This window comes from Nitrospiraceae bacterium (assembly GCA_019637075.1).
In the GTDB taxonomy this organism is placed as follows: domain Bacteria; phylum Nitrospirota; class Nitrospiria; order Nitrospirales; family Nitrospiraceae; genus JAHBWI01.
Window position 1 is genome coordinate 89233 of the sequence record JAHBWI010000006.1, and the last position, 14150, is coordinate 103382.

Below are 14150 nucleotides of genomic sequence, written 5' to 3' on the forward strand. Positions count from 1 at the left end.
GTTGACTTTCCTTCACCCACCTCCGCACACTAGCGCCCGCACAGTCGTCCCGATGGAAGCCACTTACCCCTCATGACGTGGTCGATAGTACCGTTGCATGCAGCGCTCGGCGGGCTCGTACTCGCCGTCGGCGCATTGTTGATGTGGGACCAGGTGCCGACGGCCTTGCCTCTGTTGGTCGGGGCCGGCGCGGCAGGCTTTCTGTGGTGGCGCAGCCCAGATATCGGCTCGGTCTGGGCCTGGACGACCATGTTGATGGGAGTCGAGAGTATGGCATGGCCCGTCGCGACCATGCTGATCGTGAGATCGACTGGAACAGAACCCACCGAGGCCCAGATGGGAACGATCCTCAATGCGGTGCTGTTCGGACTCTTCTCATCAGTCTTTTGGGTCACCTTCTCGCTGGGACTCTTCAAGCGACTGAAGGAAAGAAACCAGCCGCCCGTACCGCCCGCAACCGAGCCTGCTCCAGAGCAGATCCGAAAAAAGCGTGCTCGCCGCTGACAGAGTCCTCCGCAAGGTGCTGACGCGTGGAGCGTCCGGCGCGCAGGAGATTCATCTCACGACTCCCGGTTCCGCTAAGCCATCGCCACCGGATCCACATCCACGTCGAATCGCAGTTGTCCCACCCGCTGCTCCTGTTCGAGCCGATCGAGCGTCCCCGTCACCGTCCTTCGCGCGAGGGACAGATCCGTGGACTTGACCAGGATCTGCCAACAATAGCGATCCCGCACCAGCAGCTTGGGCGCCGGAGAGGGCCCCAGAATCGTAACGTCTCCGCCGCCGAATGATCCCGGCTGTTTCGCTCCAGCTGTCCCGTAGGGTCCTGGAAGCCGAGTCGCTCGGCCTCCGTCACCCGCCAGCGCCGCATGCAGCAAGTCCGCCCAGCGCTGCGCGGCTCGCGCCACCGCGGATTCAACCCGTCCGGAGATGTCCAGTCGAATCAGGTGGGTGAAGGGCGGATATTGCAGCATCTCTCGAAAGACGCGCTCGTGCGTCAGGAACTGGGTCGGATCGCCGGCGACGATCGCGGCAATGGCATGATGATCGCCAAACCGTGTCTGCAGCATCACCCGCCCGCCCGGCCTCGCGAGTTCCACCGCATCTACCAGGCCATGGTATGTCCGTTCAGCAGAGCGAAAATCCGACACATGCAAGCCGGCGTCCGCATCGGGGATGCCGACAAACGCGGCTCGGGGCGAGAGGGGTAATCGGAAGAGCATTTCCGTCCCGATCAGAATGTCGAGTTCCTTGTCGGCAAGAAGCTGTGCAACGGCCCTGGCATCGGCTGGACGCCTGACCGCGTCACTGTCCATGCGACCGACTCGCGCTCCCGGGAACATCCGCTTGACCGTCTCCTCGACCCGTTCAGTCCCGGACCCGACCGGTTCCAAATGCGGGCCGTGACACTTCGGGCACTCCTCCGGCAGCGATTTCGTGCGGCCGCAATAGTGGCAACGCAGATGTCGATTCAGCTTATGGAAGGTCAACGTGACGCTACATGCCCCGCACTGCGGCATCGTGCCGCAGTCACGGCAATGCAACACGCTGGCGTACCCTTTTCGATTCAAATACAAGATCGCGAGTTCTCCCCGCTGCAGAGCGCCCCGAATGCCCTCGCAGAGCGCCGGGACGAGCAACGTCCCGCTTGGGAGCCCCTTCGCATCGATCACCTCCACCGTTGGAGCCATGGCGCTGTCCCGGTAGCTCGCGGGGACCATGGTTGCCAGCGCCACTTCGTGCCAGGCCTCGAGCGAGGGATGGTTTGACGCCCATACCAGCGCAGCCCCCTCACGTCCCGCCCGAAAACGGGCCACGTCGCGCGCGTGATATCGCGGCGCCTGCTCTTCCTTCAATGCACCTTCATCTTCGCCATCCACCCAGATCAGGCCCAGTTCGGGCAGCGGGGCAAAGACCGCGAGGCGCGTCCCGATCAACACGTTGCCAGCCCCGCTCTTTGCAGCCTGCCAAACCGCCCCCCGCGCCGATGTGGACAACGCACCGTGGAGCAGCAAGGCGCCGAGTCCCGCCTCCGTGACCAACGCAGCGAGCCTGGTTGCCCGCTCGACTTCACCGGTTACAACCAACACACGGCGTCCCATGGCAAACGTTTGCCTAATTGCTTCCACGAGACACTGCCCGCGAAGGTCACGACCAGCATCGAGCACCACCCTTCCCGGAGGAGCCTGTTGCAAGGCCAAACGGATTGTCGCCGGCCAGCCTGAGGCGGCCGGAGCATCGTCCGTGACGCTGGGAAGCAGATCGAGGGTGGAAGACAACACAGTCGGAGGAGTGCGGCCTGATACAGGGACGCATGACGAGCCGGAGGTCGCAATGTCTTCGGAAAGCCGCACGAGCCCCAGATCGGTCAGGTGCCGTAGCGCACGAGAGGGACTGGAGGCCACTCCCTTCGTAAGCGCATTCTCAGACAAGCCCTTCCGCCGCCGTTGTAGCCGTTCCAATAGCGTCTGTTCCGACTCATCCAGGCCGGCCTCCGGCAGCCGGCAGGTTCGTCCTTCTTCGGTCGCCACATAGCGTCGGCGTATCTTTGGCGACTGACTCGCCCCAGGGGGAAGAATCAGATTGATACATTGCCCCCAGGGGGCCGCGTAATACTCTGCGACCCATCGCAGGAGATCGACGCGATCCTTCGCCAGATCCTGGTCGGCAAGCGGGTCGGCGAGGGCACGAATGGGCTTCAATGCCCCGGTTGGAGCATGCCGTGGCAGCCGCGTATGCACCCCAACCACAAGGCCATGCAGGGTCTGGGTCCCAAACGGGATCAGCACCTGCCGCCCGATCGTGACCTGTCCGGTCAATTCCCTGGGTATTTGGTAGGTGAAGGCGCGACGCAACCGCCGGGGCACAATCACATCGGCAAAGACAGCGGGTTCTGGGACGGACGCGGAAGCGACCGGAGACTGCGAGACGTCGGACATGCGCCATTGTAGCAACACGAGTGACAGCCAACAATGAGGCGAGGCTTCACGGAGCCGGTGGTTGGAGTCGGTCGAGGATTCTTGAGGGAAGGGGGGACGCCTGACAGGCCACCGGCGTCTGGGACACCGGTGGCCCGAGTTGTGGCTCAGAGACCGGGAGTATTGCTCGGCGCGGCTTCGCCTGAAGGAGGCGCAGAAGCCGGTTGCGCGGATGTTGGGACCGTCCGCTCAGACCCGCTGTCCACCGAAGCCGTCCCGCTGCCGGGAACGGGAACCGCCTGAGCCGGCGTCACATCGGCCGGCGCCGCACCCATTTGATTGAACGTATACTTGCCTGCCTCGGGTAGACCGGCATCCGTCACCTCGTGAACCGGCTGGGCCTTCGGCTCTTCCTCCGGCGCATAGAGAACCACTTCGATGCGGCGGTTCTTCTTGCGTCCTTCTTCGGTGCCGTTGCTCGCCACAGGCCGACTCGCGCCATACCCCACGGAGGACAGCTTCGCCGAATCCATTCCGCCCTTCTCCACCAGGTAACGAACAATTCCAGCAGCGCGGGCCTTGGAGAGCTCCCAATTCGACGGATAGCGGCCCTTCAGGGACGGACCAATCTCCATGTTGTCCGCGTGACCCTCCACGCGAATCTGTTTGTCGACCCCGGCAATCTTGAGATAGGCGGTGATGTCGTCCAGGATGGCTATGGCCGACGGTTTGACTTTCACCTCGCCGGACTCGTACTCGAGTTGATCGACCAGGTCATCGAGGCTGAGCTTGGTCACACCTCCCGCTCGTTCGAGCCGCACTTTCGACGGCTGGCGTGGTTCAGCAGCCGCGGCACTCGCGGTCTCGGAACGGCCGGCTGCAACCGGCGTAGCGGACAGAGGCGCGACATCGCCCTCGACACCATCCATCACCATCGCTTCGACCGGCGAATGGTCCTTATACTGAACCAGGTCGCCGACCAGAACCCGCGCAGTGGCCCGATAGAGGTAGCCGGTGGAGGTCCGCGGCTCGGTCGAGAGGATTTTCACCTCCCCGACCTTGCGCTTGGGTAATCCATTCCCGATCCTCGAAACATCCAGACGGTCGCCGACTTGAAGTCCATCGTCCCGCCCCTTATCGAGGTAGACAATGTTGTATTGCCCCACCAGCGACATGTTCTTGTCGGCCTGGAGATCAAGGATCATGCCCTCGAGTTCCGTCGCCGGGGCGGCAGGCGCAGCCGATTCCTCCGCAGCAGGCGGCGTGAAGCGCATGATCGGGTCGCCGGGCGAGATCGGAGCGAAACTACGGACAACCTGTGCTCCCACAGTCGTCGCGTCGAGCTGGGTGACCTTCACGACGCCCAACTTCACGATGACGTGGCCCAGATATGCTTTGGTTTTTGGATGAAACACCTTTCGGGCACGGCGATAGACCGTATAGAGGTCGCCCAACGCCGCATCCCCGGGGTTCTTCAACTTGAGATAGAGGTGATCGGTCCCGGCCCAGCCGATGACCATTCGATTGCCGGTCATCTGGTTGTCGCCGGTAATGAAATTCACGATGCCGTCGAGCGGCATCTGCTCACGAATGGAGCCCGCCGAATAGGTTAAGGCTGCCTCCCCGGAACCCACACTTTGGGCATTCTCAGCCGACGCGGTAAGCGCGTGGAGGGGCAGCATTGTGCAGGACACAAGAAGCAGGCTGGCGCGCATCGATCGTGTCATCATGGTGGTTACACCTTCGGTTATATGTAGCAACCTTAGCAAAGACAGGGGGGTTGTCAAGAAATGCGGGCCTTTGGCGGCCGTTTGCTCCCCACACCATGCCGGTGATATCGTGAGACTGAACGCCTCGTAGGAGCTACCCGTGGGAGCGCACAAGGGTCGGATCAACACGCAGGTTCGTCGGCGACTGAAAGTCCACGAGACGACACCGCTGGAATCCGAATGGGATGAGCAGAGCGGTCGCGAATCAACGGACCTCCGCATGCCCGCTGATCGCATGGTTTCCCGGCCCTCCGTCCCTCACGCTCCGACCGCTCCATCTTCCGATTCCAATCCCAAAAGCGACCCGCAGTCGAACTCTTCTCAGCCGTCCTAATCGCGTCTTATAACTACTCGACAGTATTCAGATTCTAGGACTTTCGGGACTAGAAGCCCTAGGTCCTTTGTGCGCTTGCTATTAAAAATCGGTGGGGGCTAAGATTCCGACCTCTTTGTAAGTCCGCAAGACCGTTTGAGGTTCGATCCATGGCTGGTTCCGAGCTCCTCTTAGAATATCTCACGCGGTATTTTCCCATTTTGGTGTTCGTCTTCGTCGCGCTTGCATTCGGCGGAGTGACGCTGCTCATCAGCTACTTCCTCCAGCCGAAGTACCCGGAACCGGAGAAGCTGTCGGCCTACGAGTGCGGGTCCGAGCCTTTTTCCGACGCCCGGATGCCCTTCCCGGTCCGCTATTACATTTTCGCGATGCTGTTCGTGATTTTCGACGTCGAAGTCATCTTCCTGTATCCCTGGGCCGTCGTGTTCAAGAAGATCGGCTTGGTCGGGCTCCTGGAGATGTTGCTGTTCATCGGCCTCTTCCTGGTCGCCTACGTCTATGCCTGGCGCAAAGGAGCCTTGGAATGGGACTGATACAAATCGGGCGACAGGATAAGGACGGCAGTCCCGATGTCATCACGACCACGGTCGAGAAAGCCGTCAATTGGGCACGCAAGGGCTCTCTATGGCCCATGACGTTCGGGCTGGCCTGCTGCGCCATCGAGATGATCGCCGCGGTGTCGTCGCGTTATGACATGGACCGCTATGGAGCAGGTGTGTTCCGCGCCTCCCCTCGGCAATCCGATCTCATGATCGTGGCTGGAACCGTTTGCCGTCGCATGGCCCCGGTCATCCGCAAGATTTACGATCAGATGCCGGAGCCGAAGTACGTGATCGCCATGGGATCATGCGCCACGTCCGGCAACATTTACGATACCTATAGTGTGGTGCAGGGCGTCGATCGGTTCGTGCCGGTCGATATCTATGTCCCAGGGTGCCCTCCTACGCCGGAAGCGCTGTTTGACGGGATCTTGAAACTGCAAGAGCGCATCATGCAAAAGCGCGTCTTCACCAAACAGCCCAAGCAAGTGAAGGAAGCCCTGAACGTCTAAGTCGGACAATTCAACGATGCATCAGTTGGCCGCGCGCATAGAAGAAACGTTTCCGGGTTCATTCGTCTCTGCCACCGAGTGGCGCGGCGACGTGGCGGTTACCGTCAAGCGAGACGCGCTGCACGAGGTCGCCAAATTTTTGCACGACGATCCCAGCATGCAGTTCGACTATATTGTTCACGTCAGCTCCGTGGACTGGCCGGACGATGAAGAACGGTTCGAAGTGGTATACGAGGTCTATTCCATCCGGAAGCGCCAGCGCATCCGCCTGAAAACGCGGGTTCCGGAGTCCGACTGCGTGGTCGACTCCTTGGTAGACATCTGGAAGGGCGCTGATTTCATGGAGCGTGAAGTCTACGACATGATGGGCATCCGCTTCCGGAATCACCCTGACCTTCGCAGGATTTTGATGCCAGACGACTACGACGAAGGCTATCCCTTGCGCAAAGATTTCCCGATGCGCGGCCGCGGATGGCGAGACACTTTTGAATTTTTGGATGAGCCGGCCCGCTAAGGCCAGCCCCATCTGAGACGCATACACAGGCGTATGGGACAGTTAGAAGACCAGAGAACAACCGTCTATAAAGTCGATCCCGAGCACCCGGAGAGCGAAAGCCTTCCTACGCTTCGGACCGAGGAGCTCCTCCTGAATATGGGGCCGCAGCACCCGAGCACGCATGGCGTGTTGAAGGTGATCCTCGAACTCGAAGGGGAACGGTTGGTCAAATCAACCCCGGTAATGGGATTTCTCCACCGCGGCGTGGAAAAGCTCGCCGAGGACGGAACCTACCACCAGTTCATTCCCCACACCGACCGGCTCGACTACGTCTGCGCGATGTACAACAACTTCGCGTATTGCCGCGCCGTTGAAAAACTGATGAACATCACCGTGCCGGATCGTGCCGAATATCTCCGCACGATCGTGGCCGAGGTACAGCGAATCATCGGCCATCAGTTCTGGCTGGGGACGCAGGCCCTCGACATCGGAGCGATGACGGTCTTTTTCTACTGCTTCCGCGACCGCGAGATCTTACTCGACTGGTTTGACGAACTCTGCGGTGCACGTCTGACGACCAGCTGGTACCGTATCGGAGGCGTGGAACGGGACTTCACGCCCTCCCTGTTTGCCAAGCTGAAGCAGTTCCTCGACTACTTCCCGCCGAAGATCGACGAGTACGTCGTCTTCTTGGAAAAGAATCGTATTTGGTTGGCGCGGACCAAGGGTGTGGCGGTCATTTCCGCAGAAGACGCCCTAAGCTTCGGTCTCAGCGGCCCCACGTTGCGTGGCTCCGGCGTCGATTACGACCTGCGGAAATACGAACCCTACTCGGCCTATCCAAAGTGCGAGTTCAGCGTCCCCGTCGGCAAGAACGGCGACACCTACGACCGGTATTGGATTCGCGTTCAGGAACTCTACGAGAGCGTGAAGATCATCCGGCAGTGCTTGGAACAGATTCAGGACGGCCCGATCATGGCCGACGTGCCGAGCGTCACGTTCCCTCCAAAGGAACGAGTCTTCACGAATCTCGAAGCCATGATCCAGCAGTTCAAACTGTTTTCGCAGGGATTCAACGCCCCTCCGGGTGAAATCTACTGCGGAACCGAAGCCCACAAGGGAGAGTTGGGCTTCTATATCGTCAGCACGGGCGGGGGCAAACCCTACCGCCTCAAGATCCGCGCCCCGTCCTTCATTCATATGGGAGCGTTCGACCATATGTCGCGCGGATACATGATTGCCGACGCCGTCACGATCTTCGGCACCTACGATATCGTGATGGGAGAATGCGACCGGTAGAGAATTTGATCACTCGGTGACTTGACGATTTGGCCGCGAATCCGGAACCGGATCACTCACCAAATCGAGACATCATATTTGAGGCAACATGGGTCTAAAGCCAGCCACGAACCCGGATGTTGAAGCCGCCTCGATCGAACTGACCATCGACGGTCGGACGGTCACGGCCAAGGACGGGGTGTCGCTGTACGACGTCATTGCGAGCACGGGCAAGATCATTCCGGCCATGTGCTACCACTATACATTCGATCCCTTCGGCTCCTGCGGCATGTGTTTGGTCATGCAGGAAGGAAAGAAGGCGCCGGTCCGCTCGTGTACGGCCAAAGCCACCGCCGGCATGGTCATCCGGACCGAAGGCGACGATCTCTTCGCCGCACGCAAGAAGGCGGTCGAAAAGCACCTTTCCGTTCACCCGTTGGACTGCCCGGTCTGCGATGCGGACGGCCACTGCGAGCTGCAGGACATGGCCTTCCAGCACGGCGTCACCAACCTGCCGAACGCGAAGCAAAAATTCATCCCGGAAGACACGCGGAGCCTGGTCCTCGACTTCAACATGAACCGCTGCATCGCCTGCGCGGAATGCATCAACGTCTGCAAGGACGTCTTGATGATCGACGCCCTGCAGTTCATGAAGAAGGGCGGCTTCAACCAGGTCGTGGCCAAGGGCGATTTGCCGCTCTCCTGTGAATTCTGCGGCGACTGCCTGGCCGTCTGCCCGGTGGGAGCGATCACCAATAAGTATTCCAAGTATCTGTACAAGCCGTGGCAGATGAGGAAGACCACGACAACCTGCAACTACTGCGGCGACGGATGCCAGATGTACTTGGAAACCAAAGACACCGAAGTCGTCCGAGTCACGTCACCCCTTTCTTGGAAGAACAAGTGGGGAGACCGGACGGAAACGGCCAAAGGTCACGGTGGGCTCTGTGTGCGGGGACGGTTCGGCTTCCAATACATCGACAGCCAGCAACGATTGCGCCAGCCGCTCGTCCGGAAGGGTGAGACGCTGGCCGAAACGCCCTGGCTGGAGACCATGCACACGCTGGTCGACCGTCTGTCGGAAATTCACCGCAAGCACGGACCGGAATCCATCGCCGGCCTGATCACGGCCCGCTGCACGAATGAAGAATTGTATCTCTTCCAGAAATTGATGCGGGCTGGCTTCCGTACGAATCAGCTCGACAGCAGCGCCCGTTACGGCCACGTCAATTTCGTGCACGCCGCCCGGCACGCCGTCGGCATCGGCCGCGCGCTCAACGACTGGGAAGACCTCACGAAGGCCAAGACGATCCTCGTGATCGGATCCAATGTCACTGATACCAACCCCTTGACCTCCGTCCGCATCAAGGAGGCCATCCGGGTCTACAAGGCACAAGTCATTGTCGCCGACTCCGCGGTGACCAGCATCGGCCAGTTGGCCTCACATCCCCTGCTGATTAAACCGGGATCCGAATCCTCCCTGATCGACGGACTCCTCAAGGCCGTAATCGATCAAGACCTGGTGGATGAGGACACGGTCAAAAAGCACCCGGAGGCCTTCGCCGCACTGAAACAGGCGCTGGCGCAGGTCTCGCTGGACGACGTAGCGACGCGGACGGGAGTCTCCGCCGACCAGATCCGCGAGGCAGCGGCGCTCTTCGCCGAAGCCCCGCGATCCATCGCGCTCTGCGCGGAAGGCATCGTGCGCCGGCCGAACGGCTATCACAATGTCCTCAAGTTGATGGACCTCGCCTGGGTGACGGGAAAGCTTGGGCGTCCCGGCTGCGGCGTAACCACCGCGACTGAGGAAGTGAATGAACAGGGCGCACTCGATATGGGAGCAGCCCCTGAGTTCCTACCGGGACAAGCCCGCTTCGACGATCCCGGCGCTCGCGAACGATTCGGCAAGGCGTGGGACGTCACGCTTCCAGCCAGCAACAGCGGCGCCAATCTGATGGAAATTCTCCGGCGGATTCGCGGCGGCCAGATCAAGGCCCTGTATGTGATCGGGGAAAATCCCCTTGCCACACTGCCGGCCTCCCTCGATGTGAAGAACGCCTTGGCGCAGCTCCAGTTATTGGTGGTTCAGGATCCGTTCCTGACCGAGACGGCCAAGCTGGCACACTTCGTACTGCCGGCATCGACTTATGCGGAGAAGGACGGCACCTTCACCAATCTCGAAGGCAAAGTCCTCCGCGTTCGCCAGGCCATCGATCCGATCGGCGAAAGCTTGCCGGACTGGCATATCATGACCGCCTTGGCAAACGGGTTGGGCTATGACTGGACATACGAGTCTCCGCAAGACGTGCAAAACGAAATCATGAAGCTGTTGCCCGGGTATTACAATTTGGGGCAACCTCGACGCGTGACGCCGAACGCCGACGCTTATTTGGCGAACGGCTTTGCGGCGGAAGTCGGAGGCAGGTATCACGGGAAACCCGCCGCCGGGGATGCCACGAGACCCTTCACGCTCTTGATGGGGCAAGTTCTCTATCACTCGGGCAAGATGTCCACGCAGGCCTCGGGTCTGATCAACATCGAACCGAATCGCGGCCGGCTGCAGATGCACCCCGCGGACATAGAACGATTGGGGCTGACCGAGGACTCCAAGATCCGGATAACGTCGCAACAGGGCTCGGTGCAACTCGGGGTCAAAGCAGACCCGACGGTGATGGCCGGGACCTGCTTCTTCCCGGAACATTTCAACGAACCCCCGGTGAAAGACCTCATGACCGTGGAAACTGATCCGACGACCGGAGTGCCGTACTTCAAATCGACCCGCGTCAATATTGAAAAGGCCGCTGGGTAAGAGTAAGCTCGTCCGTCTTTTTCGCGCAGATAGAGAGACAAGGTGCAGGGAATGAGTGTCGGGGCATTGACCAAAAAGATTCTTCAGGCCGCGCTGTTCTATGAGATCTGGGACGCGATGAAGGTGACGTTCAAGCACATGTTCCATCGCCCCATCACGTTCCAATATCCCCGCGAGCAGCGCACGATTCCGGATGCACATCGGGGCGCCCTGGGCCTGCTCCGATACGACGATGGCCGGGACCGCTGCGTGGGTTGCGACCTCTGCGAGGCCGCCTGCCCGTCGCGCTGCATCAAGGTCATCAGCCAGGAAGATCCGGAGCGTCCGTTGCAGCGATATGCCACGGAGTTCTACATCGACATTACCAAGTGCGTCTTTTGCGGCTACTGTGTGGAAGCCTGTCCCGTCAACGCGCTTGCCATGACCAAGATGTATGAGTTCTCCACCCACGACAAGCGCACCCTCCTGTTCGACAAGAAGCGGCTCTATGAGATCGGTGAACGCCATCTCTCGGACGCAAAGAAATATCTGTACGCCCATAATCAGGAAAAGAATTCAACCGAGAGTCGCGAGTACCGGTACTATTTTCCGCAGTCGGTCGTGAAGCCGACGCAGGCACAACCTAAACATTTGAGCTGAGCCGCACCGTCATGTCCTGGCTGTTTTTTGGATATTTTGCACTGATTAGTGTTGTCTCAGGCGTTCTGACCGTCGCGCTGAGAAACCCGGTTCAATGCGGGTTGGCACTCCTCTCGCTGCTGCTGCATGTCTCCGGCCTGTTCATCATCCTCAACGCCGAGTTTCTGTGGGCTGTTCAGGTGATCGTGTATGCCGGCGCCATCCTCGTGCTCTATCTGTTCGTCCTGATGTTGCTGAACCTTAAGACGGAAGAGCGCTATTTCCACTCCAAAGCGCCCTACATGCTGGCACCGGCCATGATCGGCCTGGTTTATCTGGTGACCCTGATTCTGAGGTCTCCCATGGGCGGAGCCAAAGGCGACGCCCCGACCGCAGCGATTCTTCAGGGCGGCGATACCCACGCAGTCGGGATCAAGATGTTCAGCGAGTATTTGCTCCAGTTTGAAATCATCGGTGTCTTTCTGACCGGCGCCATCATCGGCGCCATCGTCCTGGCGAAGACGCCCAAAACGATCGAATCGAGACGAGATTCATGATTCCGTTGTCCGCATACGTGGTCGTCAGCGCGATTCTCTTTGCGACCGGCCTCCTTGGGGTGCTGATCCGGCGCAATTTCATCATCGTCCTGATGGCCGTCGAGATCATGCTGAATGCCGCCAATATCAATCTGGTGGCGTTTTCGCACTATCTGGAGTCAATGCAGGGACAAATCGTCGCCTTGTTCATCATTGCCATCGCCGCAGGTGAAGCGGCGGTCGGCTTGGCCATCATCATTGTGGTCTTCCGCGGCAAAATCTCCACCAACGTCGACGAGATGAACCTGCTGAAGTGGTAACGTGACTGATTCCATCGATCTCATCATCAAGCTGATTCCGGTGTTTCCGCTGCTGGCCGCCACCATCAACGGCCTGTTCGGACATCGCTACTCCCACGACCTCGCGCACCGTTTCGCCTGGGGGTCGGTGCTGATGTCGTTCCTTTCGGTGCTGGCCGTCTTCACCGACGTTCTCAAGACCGGCGCGGTCCATGAAGTTGTCGCCTACAAGTGGATCTTCGGCGGCGATCTCACGATCAACCTTGCCTTCTTGGTCGACCCCCTGACCTGCATCATGTTGCTGGTCGTCACCGGAGTGGGATTCCTTATCCATGTCTACTCCGTCGGGTACATGCACGGAGAGGAGGGGTTCACCAGGTTCTTCGTGTACCTGAACCTCTTCATGGTCTCCATGCTCCTCCTGGTGATGGGCAACAACTATGTCGTGCTCTTCATCGGGTGGGAAGGCGTCGGTCTCTGTTCCTATCTGTTGATCGGCTACTACTATGATAAGGTCTCGGCCGCGAAGGCCGCGACCAAAGCCTTTGTCGTCAACCGCATCGGCGACGCCGGCTTCCTCCTGGCTATCTTCTTGGTCTTCGTGAACTTCCGCACCCTGGACTACACCCAGGTCATGGCCAAGGTCGGGCAGCTGTCGCCGGAAATGGCCACCGCCATCGCGCTCTGCCTGCTGGTCGGCGCAGTCGGCAAGTCAGCCCAGCTTCCCCTGTACACCTGGCTTCCGGACGCGATGGAAGGCCCCACTCCCGTCAGCGCGCTGATCCACGCGGCGACAATGGTGACGGCGGGCGTCTACATGATCGTCCGCAACCACCCGATTTACGATTTGTCCCCGGTCGCCATGACGATCGTGGCCTGCGTCGGCGGCACGACCGCCCTCTTTGCCGCCACCATCGGCCTCGTTCAAACAGACATCAAGCGGGTACTGGCCTACTCAACCGTCAGCCAGTTGGGCTACATGTTCCTCGGCTGCGGCATCGGGGCCTATACTGCGGCTGTCTTCCATCTGATGACCCACGCGTTCTTCAAGGCGCTCTTGTTCCTTTCCGCCGGCTCGGTGATCCATGCCCTCTCGGGCGAGCAAGACATCCGCAAGATGGGGGCCCTGAAGTCGAAGATTCCTTGGACCCATGCCTTGTTCCTCATCGGCACCGTGGCCATCGCCGGTATTCCGCCGCTGGCCGGGTTCTGGAGCAAGGACGAGATTATGGGACATGCCTTCGTCCATCACCACTATGTGCTCTACGGCATGGCGGCGATTGGGGCCTTCTTGACCTCCTTCTATATGTTCCGGCTGACGTACCTGACCTTCTACGGTAATTCGCGACTCGACCACCATACGGCTTCGCATGTGCACGAGTCCCCGATGGTGATGATCGGCCCCCTGGTAGTGCTTGGTACCCTGTCCGTCGTCGGCGGCTTCCCCGGTGTCCCGCCCGAGAACGGATGGTTCCACCACTTCCTCCAACCGGTCGCGGGAGTTGCAGGGGCGGGTGAGCACGAAACCGGATCCGGCTTGTTGTTGGCCCTGATGGGTACAGCCACGATCATCGCGTTGATGGGCTGGGGATTGGCCCACTACTTCTACAGCGGTCATACGACCGCAGCCGACGCCCTTGCCGCCAAGATGCCCGGCGCCTACACGACGCTGTTGAACAAGTACTATGTCGACGAACTCTATGACAGCCTGTTCGTGGAGCCGACGAAGCGCCTTGGCATGTTGTGGGACTGGTTCGATCGTACGATCATCGATGGGATCGTCCGGGGGGTGGGGCAGATGGCCGAAACCAGTTCCGCCGCCTCAACTTGGACCGAGAAATACGTCGTCTACGGATTTCTGAACATCATAGGGTACGCCAATCATTTGCTGGCCCTCTCCTGGCGGCGCCTGCAGAGCGGGATGGTGCACCATTACGCCGCGATCATCATCGGCGGGTTGTTTATCTTGGTCCACATCATTTTATTGTTGTGGACCAGCACGAGTTCCACGGGCTATCCCACCCGCTGAGACGGAAGGACGG

General features: G+C 60.0%; 12 protein-coding genes. 10 read left to right on the forward strand and 2 right to left on the reverse strand.

Annotated features, from left to right (window positions below; all coding sequences use genetic code 11):
• The first annotated feature begins 72 nt into the window (after positions 1-72).
• Positions 73-504 carry a hypothetical protein gene (locus KF814_15825; GenBank protein ID MBX3237615.1) on the forward strand — a complete coding sequence of 144 codons (432 nt, stop codon included), beginning with the start codon at positions 73-75 and terminating at the stop codon, positions 502-504.
• A gap of 74 nt (positions 505-578) precedes the next feature.
• Here KF814_15825 and priA read toward each other — a convergent pair whose 3' ends face one another.
• Together priA and KF814_15835 are read right to left on the reverse strand one after the other, a co-directional pair.
• Positions 579-2939, reverse strand: coding sequence for a primosomal protein N' (gene priA / locus KF814_15830; GenBank protein ID MBX3237616.1), 2361 nt, complete (start codon positions 2937-2939; stop codon positions 579-581).
• A gap of 146 nt (positions 2940-3085) precedes the next feature.
• Positions 3086-4648, reverse strand: a complete 1563-nt coding sequence (locus KF814_15835) for an OmpA family protein (GenBank protein MBX3237617.1) — start codon at positions 4646-4648, stop codon at positions 3086-3088.
• Positions 4649-5170: 522 nt separating this feature from the next.
• Between KF814_15835 and ndhC the strand changes: the two genes are divergently transcribed.
• The 9 genes from ndhC (at position 5171) to nuoL (ending at position 14137) form a co-directional block, all read left to right on the forward strand.
• Positions 5171-5554 (forward strand): NADH-quinone oxidoreductase subunit A, encoded by a 384-nt coding sequence (gene ndhC / locus KF814_15840; protein ID MBX3237618.1) that lies wholly within the window; start codon positions 5171-5173, stop codon positions 5552-5554.
• Positions 5545-6072 carry an NADH-quinone oxidoreductase subunit B gene (locus tag KF814_15845; GenBank protein ID MBX3237619.1) on the forward strand — a complete coding sequence of 176 codons (528 nt, stop codon included), beginning with the start codon at positions 5545-5547 and terminating at the stop codon, positions 6070-6072. The genes ndhC and KF814_15845 overlap by 10 nt, the downstream gene beginning before the upstream one ends.
• Before the next feature lie 16 nt (positions 6073-6088).
• Positions 6089-6586 carry an NADH-quinone oxidoreductase subunit C gene (locus KF814_15850; GenBank protein MBX3237620.1) on the forward strand — a complete coding sequence of 166 codons (498 nt, stop codon included), beginning with the start codon at positions 6089-6091 and terminating at the stop codon, positions 6584-6586.
• 33 nt (positions 6587-6619) lie between these two features.
• The gene (nuoD, locus tag KF814_15855) at positions 6620-7867 is read left to right on the forward strand and encodes an NADH dehydrogenase (quinone) subunit D (GenBank protein ID MBX3237621.1); all 1248 of its coding nucleotides are present in this window, start codon (positions 6620-6622) and stop codon (positions 7865-7867) included.
• An 88-nt stretch (positions 7868-7955) separates the two neighbouring features.
• The gene (locus KF814_15860) at positions 7956-10655 is read left to right on the forward strand and encodes a molybdopterin-dependent oxidoreductase (GenBank protein MBX3237622.1); all 2700 of its coding nucleotides are present in this window, start codon (positions 7956-7958) and stop codon (positions 10653-10655) included.
• A 51-nt stretch (positions 10656-10706) separates the two neighbouring features.
• The gene (gene nuoI / locus KF814_15865; protein MBX3237623.1) at positions 10707-11294 is read left to right on the forward strand and encodes an NADH-quinone oxidoreductase subunit NuoI; all 588 of its coding nucleotides are present in this window, start codon (positions 10707-10709) and stop codon (positions 11292-11294) included.
• A gap of 11 nt (positions 11295-11305) precedes the next feature.
• Complete coding sequence (locus KF814_15870) at positions 11306-11830, forward strand: NADH-quinone oxidoreductase subunit J (GenBank protein MBX3237624.1); 525 nt, start codon at positions 11306-11308, stop codon at positions 11828-11830.
• Complete coding sequence (nuoK, locus tag KF814_15875; protein MBX3237625.1) at positions 11827-12129, forward strand: NADH-quinone oxidoreductase subunit NuoK; 303 nt, start codon at positions 11827-11829, stop codon at positions 12127-12129. Before KF814_15870 ends, nuoK begins: the two co-directional genes overlap by 4 nt.
• 1 nt (position 12130) lies before the next feature.
• Positions 12131-14137, forward strand: coding sequence for an NADH-quinone oxidoreductase subunit L (nuoL, locus tag KF814_15880; protein ID MBX3237626.1), 2007 nt, complete (start codon positions 12131-12133; stop codon positions 14135-14137).
• Positions 14138-14150: the final 13 nt, after the last annotated feature.